The organism is Sellimonas sp., assembly GCF_047234585.1.
In the GTDB taxonomy this organism is placed as follows: Bacteria; Bacillota; Clostridia; order Lachnospirales; family Lachnospiraceae; genus Sellimonas; species Sellimonas caecigallum.
In genome coordinates this window covers 773-16,532 of record NZ_JBKSWG010000034.1, presented here as the reverse complement: position 1 = coordinate 16,532, position 15,760 = coordinate 773, and the positions used below count along the sequence as shown (strand labels likewise).

General features: G+C 47.3%; 10 protein-coding genes and 1 CRISPR repeat array. All 10 genes read right to left on the bottom strand.

What is annotated here, in order from left to right:
• Positions 1 to 133 precede the first annotated feature (133 nt).
• Positions 134 to 748 (bottom strand): regulatory protein RecX, encoded by a 615-nt coding sequence (locus ACLROL_RS11030; protein ID WP_287449045.1) that lies wholly within the window; start codon positions 746 to 748, stop codon positions 134 to 136.
• Positions 748 to 1,824: a recombinase RecA gene (gene recA / locus ACLROL_RS11025; RefSeq protein WP_087203118.1), complete on the bottom strand. Its 1,077-nt coding sequence runs from the start codon at positions 1,822 to 1,824 to the stop codon at positions 748 to 750. Before recA ends, ACLROL_RS11030 begins: the two co-directional genes overlap by 1 nt.
• A gap of 173 nt (positions 1,825 to 1,997) precedes the next feature.
• The gene (locus ACLROL_RS11020) at positions 1,998 to 2,471 is read right to left on the bottom strand and encodes a methylglyoxal synthase (protein ID WP_246599191.1); all 474 of its coding nucleotides are present in this window, start codon (positions 2,469 to 2,471) and stop codon (positions 1,998 to 2,000) included.
• A 14-nt stretch (positions 2,472 to 2,485) separates the two neighbouring features.
• Complete coding sequence (locus ACLROL_RS11015) at positions 2,486 to 3,616, bottom strand: glycerate kinase (protein ID WP_413067830.1); 1,131 nt, start codon at positions 3,614 to 3,616, stop codon at positions 2,486 to 2,488.
• A 66-nt stretch (positions 3,617 to 3,682) separates the two neighbouring features.
• Positions 3,683 to 4,348, bottom strand: a complete 666-nt coding sequence (locus ACLROL_RS11010) for a UDP-N-acetylglucosamine pyrophosphorylase (protein ID WP_087203120.1) — start codon at positions 4,346 to 4,348, stop codon at positions 3,683 to 3,685.
• A gap of 4 nt (positions 4,349 to 4,352) precedes the next feature.
• Positions 4,353 to 6,374, bottom strand: coding sequence for a DNA topoisomerase (locus tag ACLROL_RS11005; protein WP_413067829.1), 2,022 nt, complete (start codon positions 6,372 to 6,374; stop codon positions 4,353 to 4,355).
• Positions 6,375 to 6,391: 17 nt separating this feature from the next.
• Positions 6,392 to 8,500 (bottom strand): polyphosphate kinase 1, encoded by a 2,109-nt coding sequence (gene ppk1 / locus ACLROL_RS11000; protein ID WP_413067828.1) that lies wholly within the window; start codon positions 8,498 to 8,500, stop codon positions 6,392 to 6,394.
• 118 nt (positions 8,501 to 8,618) lie between these two features.
• Positions 8,619 to 9,704, bottom strand: coding sequence for an aspartate-semialdehyde dehydrogenase (gene asd / locus ACLROL_RS10995; protein ID WP_087203123.1), 1,086 nt, complete (start codon positions 9,702 to 9,704; stop codon positions 8,619 to 8,621).
• Between the two features lie 13 nt (positions 9,705 to 9,717).
• Positions 9,718 to 11,097, bottom strand: a complete 1,380-nt coding sequence (argH, locus tag ACLROL_RS10990) for an argininosuccinate lyase (RefSeq protein WP_413067827.1) — start codon at positions 11,095 to 11,097, stop codon at positions 9,718 to 9,720.
• A gap of 47 nt (positions 11,098 to 11,144) precedes the next feature.
• The gene (locus tag ACLROL_RS10985; protein ID WP_221920040.1) at positions 11,145 to 11,807 is read right to left on the bottom strand and encodes an epoxyqueuosine reductase QueH; all 663 of its coding nucleotides are present in this window, start codon (positions 11,805 to 11,807) and stop codon (positions 11,145 to 11,147) included.
• A gap of 152 nt (positions 11,808 to 11,959) precedes the next feature.
• Positions 11,960 to 15,704: a CRISPR direct-repeat array (repeat unit 32 nt; unit sequence ATTTCAATCCACGTTCCCGCGTGGGGAACGAC).
• Positions 15,705 to 15,760 lie beyond the last annotated feature (56 nt).

The following is a 15,760-nucleotide window of genomic DNA, read 5'->3' as shown; positions in this document are numbered from 1 at the left end:
GTATTTTCATGGATTGTGGCACTCATTTTTCTTTTCAACTGTCAAAGATGGGATTTTATACTGTTTTCACAAAAATGTCAAGCACAGCCTTCATGCATTTGTCACAGTTCACACGCCGTCTCTTCCTGTCCTTCTAATCTTCCCAGTCCGGAAGTTCCATTGCCTTTCGGATTTCTCCGTAACGGAAGCCTTTTCTGGCCAGCCAGGCGCAAATCTTCTGCTTCTCTTTCTGATCCATCTGTTCTGCATCGTAATGTCTTTTTTTCAGAAGTTTTAAGATGGCCGTACAGGAATCATCCGCCCCATAACAGTCTTCCAGAACCCGCTCCACGATCTCCCTGTCCACTTTTTTCCTGCTAAGTTCCGCGCAGATCTCCCGCCTGCTTTTCGTCTCTTTTCTGCTTCGGACATAATTTTCCACATACCGCTCATCATTGAGGTAGCCAAAAGAATCCGCATATGCAAGAGCCAACTCTGCGATCTCCTCTGTAAAATCCGAGCGCATGAGACGATCTTTCAGCTCTGCTCTTGTACGATCCATATCTCCAAGCAGTTTCAAGGCTTTTACCCTGGCCCTTTTCAGGACAGTTTCTTCTTTGATCTTTGCTGCCATCTCATCGCTGATCTCGCCGCCATCTTTGATCCCATAACGAGCAAGTTCGCTTTTGTATAATACAAAAGCGAACTCTCCGTCAAGATATATCCGGAATTTTGTCTTTGTTACCGGTTCTATCCTGATCTGCTGCATTATTCATCCACTTCCTTCGTTTCATCTGTAGAAGAAGCAGTCTCTGTCTTTTCCTTCTCTTTGTCATCTCCATCCGGAATCAACCCATAATGAGCTCTGACTTTTGCTTCAATCTCATCCATGATATCCGGATGCTCTGCCAGATAGGTCTTGGCATTTTCCCTTCCCTGGCCAATCTTGCTTCCGCCGTAGGCATACCAGGCGCCGCTCTTATTAACGATATCAATATTGGCTGCGAGGTCAAGGATATCTCCTTCTCTTGAAATTCCTTTTCCAAACATAATATCAAATTCCGCTTCTTTAAACGGAGGCGCAATCTTATTTTTGACAACCTTCACACGGACATGGTTTCCGACCATCTCGCCGCCCTGCTTCAATGTCTCCGTCCTTCTGACATCCAGACGGATGGAGGAGTAAAACTTCAAAGCCCTTCCTCCTGTAGTTGTCTCCGGATTTCCGAACATCACACCCACTTTTTCACGAAGCTGATTGATAAAGATCACGACGCAATTGGATTTGCTGATAACCGGAGTCAGTTTTCTGAGAGCCTGGGACATCAGTCTCGCCTGAAGACCTACATGGCTGTCCCCCATATCCCCTTCAATCTCCTGCTTCGGCACGAGAGCAGCCACCGAGTCAATGACAACAATATCCATCGCACCGGATCGCACCATTGTCTCTGTAATCTCCAGCGCCTGATCTCCGCTGTCTGGCTGTGAAATATAAAGCTCATCGATATCCACGCCGATATTCTTTGCGTATACCGGATCCAATGCGTGCTCTGCATCGATAAATCCGGCAATACCTCCCCGTTTCTGCACTTCCGCAATCATGTGGAGGGCTACCGTCGTCTTACCACTGGATTCCGGTCCGTAAATCTCCACGATACGTCCCCGCGGAACACCGCCAAGCCCAAGAGCCAGATCAAGGCTGAGTGAGCCTGTCGGCACTGTCTCTACCGCCACCTGCGCTTTCGGATCTCCCAGTTTCATGACAGTTCCTTTTCCGAAATCTTTCTCCAGTTTTGAAATCGCAGCCTCAAGGGCTTTCTTTTTATCTTCATTCTGATTTGCCATAATGATTCTCCTTTATTCGAACGCATGTTCGTATCTGCTTTTATTATAGTATAATATTCTGTTCCATATGTCAATATAATTTTTGAAATTCGGCAGAAATGCCCTGAAATGAATAATATAGACTGCCGCAGAAAAATACTGCGGCAGAGGAGCTGCAGGAGCGGACACTCCTGCTATTTCATCTTTTCCACTCTTTCTTCTACTGCTGCTGTGAAATTCAGCACTTTTCTGGAGTAGGTTTCTTCCATATATCGGGATGTAAGCATGAAATCTGCTGTCGCCAGATTGTTGGCAACCGGTATATCATATACAACCGCGATTCTAAGCAGTGCTTTTACATCCGGATCATGAGGCTGAGCTTCCAGCGGATCCCACAAAAATACCATAAAGTCGATGCCGCCTTCCACGATCTTCGCCCCGATCTGCTGGTCTCCGCCGAGAGGCCCGCTGTTGTATGCGCGCACCGGAAGACCCGTCCGTTCGGCAATCAGTCTGGCCGTCGTCCCTGTACCGCAGAGAAAATGATTTTTTAAAATTTCTTTATGCTTGTCGCACCAGTCTACCATGGCAGCTTTCTTTCCATCATGGGCAACAAGCGCGATGTGTTTTTGTTTTCCTATTTCAAAATCTACAAATTTCTGTTCCATAATTTCCTCCTCAATCAAAGCAGCCTAAATACCTGTTCTGCCGTGTCTGCCAGGTTTTCATAGGCTTTTTGGGGATTCATCGCTTCCTCCCTCGTCGTGATCCCCCGCACGATCGGAAAGTATGCGTCGATCCCGCACGCATTACACTTTTTGCTTTCTTTTGTGACTGAGCCTGCAAAAGCGATGACTTTCGCATTGACCTCCTTGGCAAGCCTGGCAATCCTCACAGGAGCTTTCCCCATGACAGACTGAGCGTCCAGGCATCCCTCGCCGGTCACGACGTAGTCACAACCCTTCATCGCTTCTCCAATCTTCGTCTCCCGCATGATCAGTTCGGCCCCGCTCTCTCCTTTTGCATGCAGATAGCCGAAAAAAGCGTACCCGATACCGCCTCCGCACCCGGAACCAGGCTTGCAGTCACAGCAAGTACCCAAAAATGCATTTGAAACATCCGCGAAATGCCGCATCCCTGCATCCAACTGCTGCTTTATCTGCTCTGTTTCAGCTCCTTTTTGCGGTCCATAGATGTAGGTAGCCCCTTTTGGTCCGCAAAGAATATTTTCCACATCGCAGGCAATCCGGAAAGTACACTCCGCAAGTTCCGGTATAACGTGGCTTACATCTATTCTCTCTACTTTCCCGAGCGCTTGCCCTCCTCTCCCTACAGGAATGCCAGAACCGTCTGTGAAACGATACCCCAAAGCTTCCAGCATGCCAAGCCCGCCGTCGTTTGTGACGCTTCCTCCCAGCCCGATGATAAAATCTCTTCCTCCACGATTTACTGCATCTTTTATCATTTCTCCAACTCCGTAAGTCGTTGCGGTCATCGGATTTTTCTCCTCTTCCCTTATCAGATGGAATCCGACAGCAGAAGCCATGTCTATAAATACCATATGTGTATCCGGATCATATCCGTAGGAGGCATTTACCAAAGTCCCAAAAGGGCCGGTTACCTTTCGGTTAATCCGTTTTCCATCCCGCGATTTGATCAGAACTTCTGCTGTCCCCTCTCCTCCGTCTGCAAGAAGCCGTACGTCAATCCTTGCATCCGGCCTGGCTCTCAGAATCCCCTCCCTTACAGCCTCCCCCGCTTTCCGGGATGACAGACTGCCTTTTAGGGAATCCATAGCGACAAGTACCTTCATGTTTCGTCCTCTCCGAATTTGCTAATGAATTTCCACCCTTATTATATCTTATTACTGGAAAAACGCCTAGTGTTTCTTTACCACTTCCCCTTGTTTTTTATAAATGCTTCCTGCCTCCACATAGCCGCGTACCATAGACAGAGGATAGATATTTGTCTCCTTCCCGATCACGCAGCCCGGGTTGAGGACACTTCCGCATCCCACCTCCACATTGTCTCCGATCATGGCGCCAAATTTCTTAAGTCCTGTCTCTATCTTTCCTTCCGGCGTGGATATGGTGGCCAGCGTCTTATCAGATTTTACATTGGATGTGATGGATCCTGCTCCCATATGCGCCTTATATCCCAGGATGGAATCTCCGACATAGTTGTAATGCGGTACCTGCACTTTATTGAAAAGGATGACATTTTTAAGCTCCGTGGAATTTCCGACAACTGCTCCTTCTCCCACAATGGCGTTGCCGCGGATAAAAGCACAGTGCCGGATTTCTGCATCTTTTCCGATGATGGCAGGCCCGTTTATGTATGCGGAAGGCGCAACTTTTGCAGACTTTGCGATCCACACGTTTTCTCCTCGTTTTTCATACTCTTCCTCCGGGAGTGTGCTGCCGAGTTTTACAATAAACTCACTGATCTTTGGCAGGACTTCCCATGGATATTCCGCTCCTTCCAGAAGTTCCCTGGCGATTGTCTCGTCCAGATTGTAGAGTTCTTTTACTGTCAGTTCTTTCATCCTGTTATTCCTCCTGTTTCTGCTGTTTTCCTTTATTTCGGTAATAAATAGCCGCTTTCTCATAGCAGCTTCTGAGCTGGTACTGGTTGTTTAAACCAAGAACACCATTTGTCCTTGATATAATAAAATGCGTCAGCTTCTGCATATATTCCTCTGAAGTAATCTCTCCATCCGCCACATAAGTAAGTCCCTTTTCCCAGCTTGCCGTAAGTTCCGGGTTTAAGAGAGAACGGATCGAGTGATCCACCGCTTCATATATCATCTCCCCGAACAAAGTGGGGGTAATTACCTGCGTCTTTTTATTTAAGGCAAGGTACTTGATATGGATTAGTTTTTTCAGAATCTCTGCCCTTGTGGCGCTTGTCCCGATCCCACTCCCTTTTATCTGGGCCCGAAGCTCCTCGTCTTCGATAAGTTGTCCGGCATTTTCCATGGCAAGGATCATAGAACCGGAATTATACCTCTTAGGTGGGGATGTCTCCCCTTCCTTGATCTCAAATCCGCGAACCGGAAGCTTCGTCCCTTTCCTTACTTTTTTCAGAAATTCGAAAAGCTTCTGATCCGGAGAAGTCTCTTCGTCCTGGATTTTTTCCTCTTTTTCTTCTTTCCGGCTGCCCGGCACTCCAGTTACCTGAAAATAACCTTCCTCTATAAGAACTTTGAAATTTGCAAAAAACTGTTCTTCTTTGATCCTAACAACCAGGCTGACTTTCTGGTAGACAGCAGGCGGGTAAAAGATGCTGATAAATCTCCTCACGATGACATCGTAGACACTTTTTGCCACACTTGATACCGAGTTCAATGCCGCAAGCCCCTGTCCGGTAGGGATGATGGCATAGTGATCCGTGATCTGTTTGTCGTTTACGTATCTCGTCTTTTCCAAACCTTTGTGCGTCTTTTCCTTTGCAATGTAGGAGAGCAGATGGGCTGTCGGTTCGTATTTAGACAGACCGTTCAGGTTTTTATGTATCTCTTTTGCAACAGCTGCCGACAGTACTCTGGCATCTGTCCTGGGATATGTGACGAGTTTTTTTTCATACAGTTCCTGTACGATGCGAAGCGTCTCATCCGGACTGATCTTAAATCTTTTGGAACACTCATTTTGAAGCTCCGCAAGGTTAAACAAAAGCGGTGGATTTTTCTTTTCTTTTTTCTTTTCAGCCGAAAGCACCTCGCATACCGTTTCATCTTTCAGAAAATCAATCAATTCCTGGGCCGTCTTTCGGTCTTTGAAGCCGTTTTCTTTGTAAAGCTTCGGGGACATGTAATATCGTGACTGCGGCACCGCCTTCCATTCCGCGTCAAACTGCTCCTCTTCTGCCTGGATCTTTGCAAGGACACGATAGAATGGGGTTTTCACAAACTCTCTGATTTCTCTCTCTCTTCTCACGACCATTCCAAGCACACAGGTCATAACACGCCCTACAGACAGTACAGCGTACTTTTTATTCAGGAATCCTGCAATACTATTTCCGTATTTCAATGTCAGAAGTCTGGAGAAATTGATTCCCATCAGATAGTCCTCTTTAGCCCGCAGATAGGCGGAAGCAGAAAGATTGTCGTAGGCTGACAGATCTTTTGCCTCCCGGATCCCTCTTAAAATCTCCTCTTCCGTCTGAGAATCGATCCAGACCCTCTTTCTTTTCTTCCCTTTGACACCTGCCATCTGTTCCACAAGCCGGTAGATATATTCCCCTTCCCTTCCGGAGTCGGTACAGACGTAGATTGTCTCCACATCTTCCCGGTTCAGAAGGGTTTTTACCGTTTGAAACTGTTTCTTCACATTCGGTATGACTTCGTACTTGTATTCTTCTGGGATGAACGGAAGTGTGTTCAGGCTCCAGCGCTTATATTTCTCATCATACGCCTCCGGATAACTCATCGTCACAAGATGCCCCACACACCACGTCACAACACTTTCATCAGATTCCAGCCAACCATCCTTCCGTTTCATATTCTGTTTCAACGCCTTTGCAAACTCCTGTGCAACACTCGGCTTTTCCGCAATGTACAGCGATTTCCCCATATCCGCCAGTTCTCTCCTTATCTATGCAGGATTCCGAGGATCTTCTCTTTAAGCGACGGTTTCTGAGCCGCAGGCTTCGGAGTAACGGCCCGAAGCGCCTCATGCATGAACACATCCTGGGAATCTATTCTTCTGTCCCCCTGCTCCTTTTTCCGGTAAATACCATCTGAGCCGAGACTCCGGGCTTTGAGATTATCTTTCAGCATGACATCCAGCATGTGGTTCAGCCGGTTTCGAATGTTCGTATCATAAACCGGACAGGCCACTTCCACACGTTTTTCTGTGTTCCGCGTCATCATGTCCGCAGAACCGATATAAATTTTCTCCCCGCTTCCTTTTCCGAAAGCAAAAATGCGTGGATGCTCAAGAAATCTTCCCACGATGCTCGTGACATGCACATTATCCGTATACCCTTTTACTCCCGGAAGTATACAGCATATTCCTCTTACAATCAAGTCTACCTTTACCCCGGCGCGGCTTGCCTGGGAAATCTTCTGGATGAAATCCACGTCCGTGACAGAATTCATCTTCATAATGATTCTTCCGTTCTCGCCCTTTTTCGTTTCCTCATCGATGAGAGCAAGCACTTTTTTCTTCAGGCTGATCGGAGATACGATCAGACGTTCGTAGCTTCCGCTCAAATTTCCGATAGACATATTCTGGAAAAAGACTGCTGCGTCCTGCCCAATCTCCTGGTTTGCCGTCATAAGACAGACGTCCGTGTACATAGCTGCCGTCTTTTCATTGTAGTTTCCGGTTCCTACCTGGGTAATATACTGATATCCGTTCCGTGCCTTATATGTAATGAGACAGATCTTGGAATGCACTTTATAACCTTCAAATCCATAGATTACACGGCATCCGGCATCTTCCAGCCGTTCCGACCAGTCGATGTTGTTCTGCTCATCAAAACGAGCCCGAAGCTCGATAAGCACTGTTACCTCTTTGCCGTTTTCCGCTGCCGCACAAAGGTACTCCACAAGACGGGCTTTTTTCGCCAGTCTGTAGATCGTGATCTTGATCGTTACGACTGACGGATCCGTGCTTGCCTCTTTGATAAGTTTCAGGAATGGTTCCATAGATTCGTACGGATAGGAAAGCATGATATCTTTCTTTTTGATCTGTTTCATAATGCTTGTGCTGCTGTCCACCATAGCTGCAGGCTGCGGAGAAAATGGTTCATATACAAGCGCTCTTTTCATGCTCTCCGGGATTTTGTCGGCTACCGAAAAGATATAGGATAGTTTCAGCGGCATTTTTGTCCGGAAAATCTGCTTCGGTGTGATCTTAAATTTCTCACAAAAGTACTTCTCCATCTCTGAATTCAGTGTCTCCGCTGTCTCCAGCCTGACGACTGCCATTCTGCGGCGCTTGCTGAGTGTTTTTTTCATCAGGAGTCTGAAATCGTCGTTGATGTCTAAAGATTCGTCATCCGGGGAAATGTCCGCATTTCTTGTCACACAAATATAGTTTTTATTGGACACTTCGTATTTCGGGAAGATCAGCTCCATATATTCCACAAGGATCTTCTCCATTCGGATATAGCGGATATCATGTCCCGGCAGGTACAGAATATCCGAAATATACTGCGGCACCGGAACAATTCCAAGCATCTTCTGTCCGTCTCTCTTTAAGTCCGCCACCGCATAAATCTCTTTGTTTAAAAGATGAGGAAATGGGTGGTTGGCATCCACAATTTGCGGAGAAAGTACGGGCAAGATCTGCTCTTTGAAATATTTCTTTACATACTTCTTCTCCATCGCCTCCAGCTCTTTGAAAGACAGCCCGCAGATTCCGTACGGATTGAGCTGTTTTTTGATATCCGAGTATGTCTTATCACGTTCCTTGTAAAGAGGCGCCACCTCTTCGTAAATCCTGTCCAGCTGCTGCTGAGGCGTAAGTCCCGAACGCTTGTCGATGTTCTGTTCTTTCATGAACGACATGTCGTAGAGACTTCCCACACGAATCATAAAAAATTCATCCAGATTACTCGTAAAGATCGCCACAAACTTCAGTCGCTCCATCAGAGGGACATCCGTATCCTGTGCCTCCTCAAGCACTCTCTTGTTGAATTTCAGCCACGACAGTTCTCTGTTTTGGGTATAATTCAGCATTTCGTTATCCATAACCCCTTGCTCCTTTTCCTATCGGTAATAACTTTTTTCTATGTCCATTTTACACGCTTTGTCCCTGAGATGCAATGAGGGACGGCGTATTTGTACATACCCGTCCCTTTTCCATATCTTATTTCGCCTGAATAAATCCTTTTGCTGTCAATGTCTCTGCGCAGAGGATCGCTCCTCCTGCCGCACCCCTTACTGTATTGTGTGACAAGCCTACAAACTTGTAATCAAAAAGCGTATCTTCTCTCAGACGTCCCACTGAAATTCCCATTCCATTTTCAAAATCTACATCCAGTTTTACCTGCGGGCGATTGTCTTCTTCCAGATACTGGATGAACTGTTTCGGTGCACTCGGAAGTGAAAGTTCCTGTGGAAGCCCTTTGAATGTCACAAGCTTTTCGATGAGCTCTTCTTTCGTTGGTTTCTTCCTAAAATTAACAAAGACTGCTGCCGTATGTCCGTCCAATACAGGCACTCGAATACACTGTGTTGTGATGAGAGGACTCGTGGCCTTTTCAATTTTTCCGTCCACTACTTTCCCCCAGATTCTAAGAGGTTCCTGCTCACTTTTTTCTTCCTCTCCGCCGATATACGGAATAATGTTTTCTACCATTTCCGGCCAATCGTGAAATGTCTTTCCTGCGCCCGAAATTGCCTGATACGTCGTCGCAACAACCTGTGTCGGTTCAAATTCTTTCCACGCTGTGAGTACCGGAGCGTAGCTTTGGATGGAACAGTTTGGTTTTACTGCTACAAAACCTCTTGTCGTACCGAGACGCTTTTTCTGTGCTTCGATCACATCAAAATGTTCCGGGTTTACTTCCGGGATGACCATCGGTACATCCGGCGTCCAGCGATGTGCACTGTTGTTTGATACGACCGGAGTCTCTGTCTTGGCATAGGCATCCTCTATCGCACGGATTTCTTCTTTTGTCATATCGACAGCGCTGAAAACAAAGTCCACAGTGGATGCTACTTCTTCCACTTCGTTGACATTATGTACGATGAGTTTTTTAACCCCTTCCGGCATTGGTTTTGCCATTTTCCAGCGGTCTCCAACAGCCTCCTCGTATGTCTTTCCTGCGGATCGCGGGCTTGCTGCCACAGTTACCACTTCATACCACGGATGATCTTCCAGAAGAGAGATAAACCTCTGTCCTACCATCCCGGTTGCCCCTAAAATTCCAACTCTCAATTTCTTTTCCATGTTGTCTGTCCTCCTAGTCTCTTTCCAATTCTTCTCTATATATACGGATTGCCTCCTGCATAGCTTCCATGCCCGGAGCCCCTTTTGTCAGACGCTTGCCCACACATGTCTCCATGCTGATTGCCTCGTAGATATCCTCCTCAAACACCTGACTTGCCTCTTTGTATTCTTCCATACTCAGATCATCCAGCGCACATCCTTTCTCTATACAAAGAAGGACAAGTTTTCCGATAATGCCATGGGCATCCCGAAACGGTACGCCGCGGTTAACGAGATAGTCTGCCGCATCTGTGGCATTGGTAAAACCTTTTTTCGCACTTTCTTCCATTACACTATTCTGAAATTTCATCGTAGCGATCATGCCAGTAAAAAGAGGAAGACACATCTGCACTGTATCAATGGCATCGAATGCCATTTCCTTATCTTCCTGCATATCCTTATTATACGCAAGCGGTATCCCCTTCATTGTCGTCAGAAGCGACATCAGCGCTCCGTATACACGTCCAGTCTTTCCTCTGACGAGTTCCGCAATATCCGGGTTCTTCTTCTGCGGCATGATACTGCTTCCGGTACTGTAGGCATCATCAATCTCTACAAAACGGTATTCATTGGAATTCCAAAGGATGATCTCCTCAGAAAATCGGCTCAGATGCATCATAATTGTGGAAAGTGCCGCCAGATATTCAATCAGATAGTCCCTGTCAGACACAGAATCCATGCTGTTGAGCGTGGCCCCGGCAAACCCAAGAAGTTCTGCTGTGTACTCCCTGTCCAGCGGATACGTTGTCCCGGCAAGCGCTCCGCTTCCAAGAGGACAGACATTCATACGTCTGTAAATGTCTGAAAGTCTCGTACGGTCTCGCCTGAACATCTCATAATACGCCCCCATATGGTGGGCAAGTGTGATCGGCTGCGCTTTCTGCAGATGGGTAAATCCAGGCATATATGTACTCAGATTTCCCTCCATGATCGCAAGCAACTCCTGAAGAAGATCTTTCAAAAGTCCGTCCGTCCTTTTTACTTCTTCTCTTACATACAGCTTCATATCCAAAGCCACCTGATCGTTTCGGCTTCTTCCGGTATGCAGCTTCTTCCCGGCATCTCCTATCCTTTCAATGAGATTTGCCTCCACAAAACTGTGAATGTCCTCGTACTGGTTTGTGATCGGGAGCCTGCCGCTCTCCACATCTTCTAAAATACTGTCGAGACCGGAAAGGATCGCTTCCACTTCCTCCTGAGTCAAAATCCCCTGCTTTCCGAGCATTTTCACATGTGCCCGGCTGCCTTCTATATCTTGTCTGTAAAGGCGCTTATCAAACCCGATCGATGCATTAAAATCGTACACCATCTGGTCGGTCTCTTTCGTAAAGCGCCCGCCCCATAACTGTGCCATATCATTTCTCCGTTCCTTTGTAATTTAATGCAGTAAACTATTAAAATTTAATTTACCAAATTTTTTTCTGTTTGTAAAGCTTTTCTTCGGTCTCTTTTGGAAAACACGCATCCGCAGTAGTCCTGTCTGTACATCCCATATTCCCCGGAAAGTTCTACTGAGCGCTTATACCCGTTTTTCTTTTTAAAATCGGAAAAAAGATAAGAGACCCCTTCTTCCTCCTGGATCTTTTCTCCGATTTCATTTAGTTTCGCTGCATTTTTCATTGGACTGATGCTGAGAGTAGTCGTAAAAAGGTCAAACCCTCTCTTTCTTGCCTCCTGGGCCGTCTTTCTAAGCCGCATTTCGTAACACCGAAAACAACGTTCTCCTCCTTCCGGAATCTGTTCCATCCCTTTTGCCATCTCAAAAAAGGAGGACGCATCGTATTCTCCTTCCAGAAACTCTACTGGATGAAGAAAGCTTTCGTTCATTTGTGTGATCAAACGTCTCTGTTCAGCGGCACGCTTATCGTATTCCTCTCTCTCTGTAATATTCGGGTTATAATAAAATACCGTAATATGAAAATACTGTGACAGGTATTCCATGACATAACTGCTGCACGGTCCACAGCAGCTGTGCAGCAAAAGTGACGGTACACGTCCTTCAGCCTGCAGCATTTCAAGATACCGATCCAGTTCTTTTTGATAATTTCTCTTCTGATTTTGCATCCCCTTTGATTCACTCCTCTTCATTTTCAGTGTACACACAAGGGCATTTCCCTGTATGACGATGTTATATTCAAATAAATTTCAATTCATACTTGTGTTCCCGCGTGGGGAACGACGAGTCTTATCCTCACTTTCCGCGATCTGTTTTGTCAATTTCAATCCACGTTCCCGCGTGGGGAACGACTAGAATCAAATACCGATAGGCAGGGTTGGATAAATTTCAATCCACGTTCCCGCGTGGGGAACGACATGCATAATGGAAGCTGAGTAATGGCGGAGATCATATTTCAATCCACGTTCCCGCGTGGGGAACGACCAGGCTGGCCATTGGGCAAATTGCGGATCGGAAAGAATTTCAATCCACGTTCCCGCGTGGGGAACGACCCTGTCTGTTTATTGTAGTCTGCAAGTCCCTGCATTATTTCAATCCACGTTCCCGCGTGGGGAACGACACTGGACGCATGATGCACCGTGGTACATGAGGCTATTTCAATCCACGTTCCCGCGTGGGGAACGACCACATCCAGCGCGGATCGGGACTGTACAAACGCGATTTCAATCCACGTTCCCGCGTGGGGAACGACTTCCGTGCCGTCCGGGCTGTTTGCATAAGCGGTATATTTCAATCCACGTTCCCGCGTGGGGAACGACCCACATAACATCATCTCCTTTGAATTTAGGTATAATTTCAATCCACGTTCCCGCGTGGGGAACGACCAATGACGCTATAATTAAACTCGCATTCATCCGATTTCAATCCACGTTCCCGCGTGGGGAACGACACCGATAGCCGAGAAAAATGCTTTCTTTCCGGATATTTCAATCCACGTTCCCGCGTGGGGAACGACTCTTGCTTCTTTTGCTGGTATTCAAACGCAAGGCATTTCAATCCACGTTCCCGCGTGGGGAACGACACAAAGAGCGTATAAAAGCACTTCAGGAGTTTATAATTTCAATCCACGTTCCCGCGTGGGGAACGACGGAATGGTAAAGGCAGCTATTGAGTACACAAGAATTTCAATCCACGTTCCCGCGTGGGGAACGACCGCTACCTCTGGCCGGAAATGGTTAGGGTTATCCAAATTTCAATCCACGTTCCCGCGTGGGGAACGACAATTTAAATCGTCTATTGATGCAAATGCAATCTATTTCAATCCACGTTCCCGCGTGGGGAACGACGTATACGACTGCATCTTGTGTATTGTGTACAGAATTTCAATCCACGTTCCCGCGTGGGGAACGACATGGGTGGTGTCAAATTTAGAGTGTCTTTAAAAGATTTCAATCCACGTTCCCGCGTGGGGAACGACGGCTTAAGGGAGGCGATTAAATGCCGACATTAGATATTTCAATCCACGTTCCCGCGTGGGGAACGACAAAGAGGGTTTACCTGTTGAGGACGCGTTTAATATTTCAATCCACGTTCCCGCGTGGGGAACGACCAAAAGAGGTCACGGCTGAAACCTCAGCCAACACCATTTCAATCCACGTTCCCGCGTGGGGAACGACGACCTATGTACAAAATAAGCAACACGATGTTGGGATTTCAATCCACGTTCCCGCGTGGGGAACGACTTTAGAGCAGGGGAAAACATCTGATGAGGCTCAAATTTCAATCCACGTTCCCGCGTGGGGAACGACGATTTACGGAGTACAGCAGACATTTAAGGACGGAATTTCAATCCACGTTCCCGCGTGGGGAACGACCAGGAAGAAAGTGGAGATGTTCTATTTTTCTAATATTTCAATCCACGTTCCCGCGTGGGGAACGACTATGTGATGGGAGCAACGTCTTTCGAAATCAAGATTTCAATCCACGTTCCCGCGTGGGGAACGACCGATGTCGCAAGTATTTTTTGCATTCTCATAGCATTTCAATCCACGTTCCCGCGTGGGGAACGACGGAAATGAAAATGAATATTGGAAACCGGACACATGATTTCAATCCACGTTCCCGCGTGGGGAACGACGCATCTGACAGAGGATATCTTCCAGGTAGATTTATTTCAATCCACGTTCCCGCGTGGGGAACGACGAAACTGGCGGCGAGGTGCAGGATCCGTTTGCTGATTTCAATCCACGTTCCCGCGTGGGGAACGACGAGTGGGCTGGGTAAAAATTTGGAAATCTGTGAAGTTATTTCAATCCACGTTCCCGCGTGGGGAACGACGATTGTGGGATAAAATCAAATACTTCCTTCCAACAGGAATTTCAATCCACGTTCCCGCGTGGGGAACGACCAAGGATGACATTCAGACGTATCTTGACAGCCAGATTTCAATCCACGTTCCCGCGTGGGGAACGACGTGCATCACTCCAGACAACATATGTACTGGACGCAATTTCAATCCACGTTCCCGCGTGGGGAACGACGACGATGAAGGATGCAAAGGCGGATCGTGCAAAGCTATTTCAATCCACGTTCCCGCGTGGGGAACGACCAAAAGCAAAGATCCATAGTCCATCAAGAGTATCTATTTCAATCCACGTTCCCGCGTGGGGAACGACGACAAGCGTCAAAGTTGTAGAGTGCTCGATTATCGATTTCAATCCACGTTCCCGCGTGGGGAACGACGTACGAATTTATTGACACATTAGAATACCAGAATATTTCAATCCACGTTCCCGCGTGGGGAACGACAGATCGGAAAGCCGGAGGAAGTAGATGGGACAACAATTTCAATCCACGTTCCCGCGTGGGGAACGACTGTAGTTGGAAAGCAGCTTACTGCAGCAGCGGTCGATTTCAATCCACGTTCCCGCGTGGGGAACGACCAGATTGATTTCTATGACTACACCAATGAGACAATTTCAATCCACGTTCCCGCGTGGGGAACGACAAAAGTACGGGATTGGAGGGGATGCTGATGGACAAATTTCAATCCACGTTCCCGCGTGGGGAACGACAGGATCGATCGGAGCAGAAAACCTTAAAAAACCTATTTCAATCCACGTTCCCGCGTGGGGAACGACGAAAGTCGGGAAAGGAAAAACGAAACCTGTGTATCATTTCAATCCACGTTCCCGCGTGGGGAACGACAGTTCCCGCAGCTGAGTACCGGGAAAATGCGGAGATTTCAATCCACGTTCCCGCGTGGGGAACGACGTATGGGGCTGCGTATCAATCTTATACCAATATATTTCAATCCACGTTCCCGCGTGGGGAACGACGGTTTATGATTGTACTTGTGAAGTCAATACTACAATTTCAATCCACGTTCCCGCGTGGGGAACGACACGGCGTACAGTGTAAGCCAAAGGGGCGAGGACGATTTCAATCCACGTTCCCGCGTGGGGAACGACGCCTTTGACGCAGAGTGTGAGTTTTCCATCGAAATATTTCAATCCACGTTCCCGCGTGGGGAACGACGGCACCGATCACGATTATTACAAGTAAAATAATCAATTTCAATCCACGTTCCCGCGTGGGGAACGACGGATCCAAGACATCCGGATGCGGCGTATATCACGATTTCAATCCACGTTCCCGCGTGGGGAACGACCGGCGTACAGTGTAAGCCAAAGGGGCGAGGACGATTTCAATCCACGTTCCCGCGTGGGGAACGACAGATTAAGGAAAAAGAGCGACAGTTAGCAGAACTATTTCAATCCACGTTCCCGCGTGGGGAACGACAAAAACAAAAAAATGTTGCAAATATGGGTTGACAATTTCAATCCACGTTCCCGCGTGGGGAACGACGTAACAAACATTAACTTTCTTTCATAAATCTCTATTTCAATCCACGTTCCCGCGTGGGGAACGACGCATCCTGTATCATCAATCCGGTGTACCGGATACTATTTCAATCCACGTTCCCGCGTGGGGAACGACATATTCTCCATCCATGTGCTGCCTGCCTTTTGGATTTCAATCCACGTTCCCGCGTGGGGAACGACGGCATCCTGTATCATCAATCCGGTGTACCGGATACTATTTCAATCCACGTTCCCGC

What these genes read in the sequence shown, in the direction of transcription:
- ACLROL_RS11030 (WP_287449045.1), bottom strand. Translation starts at nt 748, where the DNA reads ATGCAGCAGATCAGGATAGAACCGGTAACAAAGACAAAATTCCGGATA.
- recA (WP_087203118.1), bottom strand. Translation starts at nt 1,824, where the DNA reads ATGGCAAATCAGAATGAAGATAAAAAGAAAGCCCTTGAGGCTGCGATT.
- ACLROL_RS11020 (WP_246599191.1), bottom strand. Translation starts at nt 2,471, where the DNA reads ATGGAACAGAAATTTGTAGATTTTGAAATAGGAAAACAAAAACACATC.
- ACLROL_RS11015 (WP_413067830.1), bottom strand. Translation starts at nt 3,616, where the DNA reads ATGAAGGTACTTGTCGCTATGGATTCCCTAAAAGGCAGTCTGTCATCC.
- ACLROL_RS11010 (WP_087203120.1), bottom strand. Translation starts at nt 4,348, where the DNA reads ATGAAAGAACTGACAGTAAAAGAACTCTACAATCTGGACGAGACAATC.
- ACLROL_RS11005 (WP_413067829.1), bottom strand. Translation starts at nt 6,374, where the DNA reads ATGGGGAAATCGCTGTACATTGCGGAAAAGCCGAGTGTTGCACAGGAG.
- ppk1 (WP_413067828.1), bottom strand. Translation starts at nt 8,500, where the DNA reads ATGGATAACGAAATGCTGAATTATACCCAAAACAGAGAACTGTCGTGG.
- asd (WP_087203123.1), bottom strand. Translation starts at nt 9,704, where the DNA reads ATGGAAAAGAAATTGAGAGTTGGAATTTTAGGGGCAACCGGGATGGTA.
- argH (WP_413067827.1), bottom strand. Translation starts at nt 11,097, where the DNA reads ATGGCACAGTTATGGGGCGGGCGCTTTACGAAAGAGACCGACCAGATG.
- ACLROL_RS10985 (WP_221920040.1), bottom strand. Translation starts at nt 11,807, where the DNA reads ATGCAAAATCAGAAGAGAAATTATCAAAAAGAACTGGATCGGTATCTT.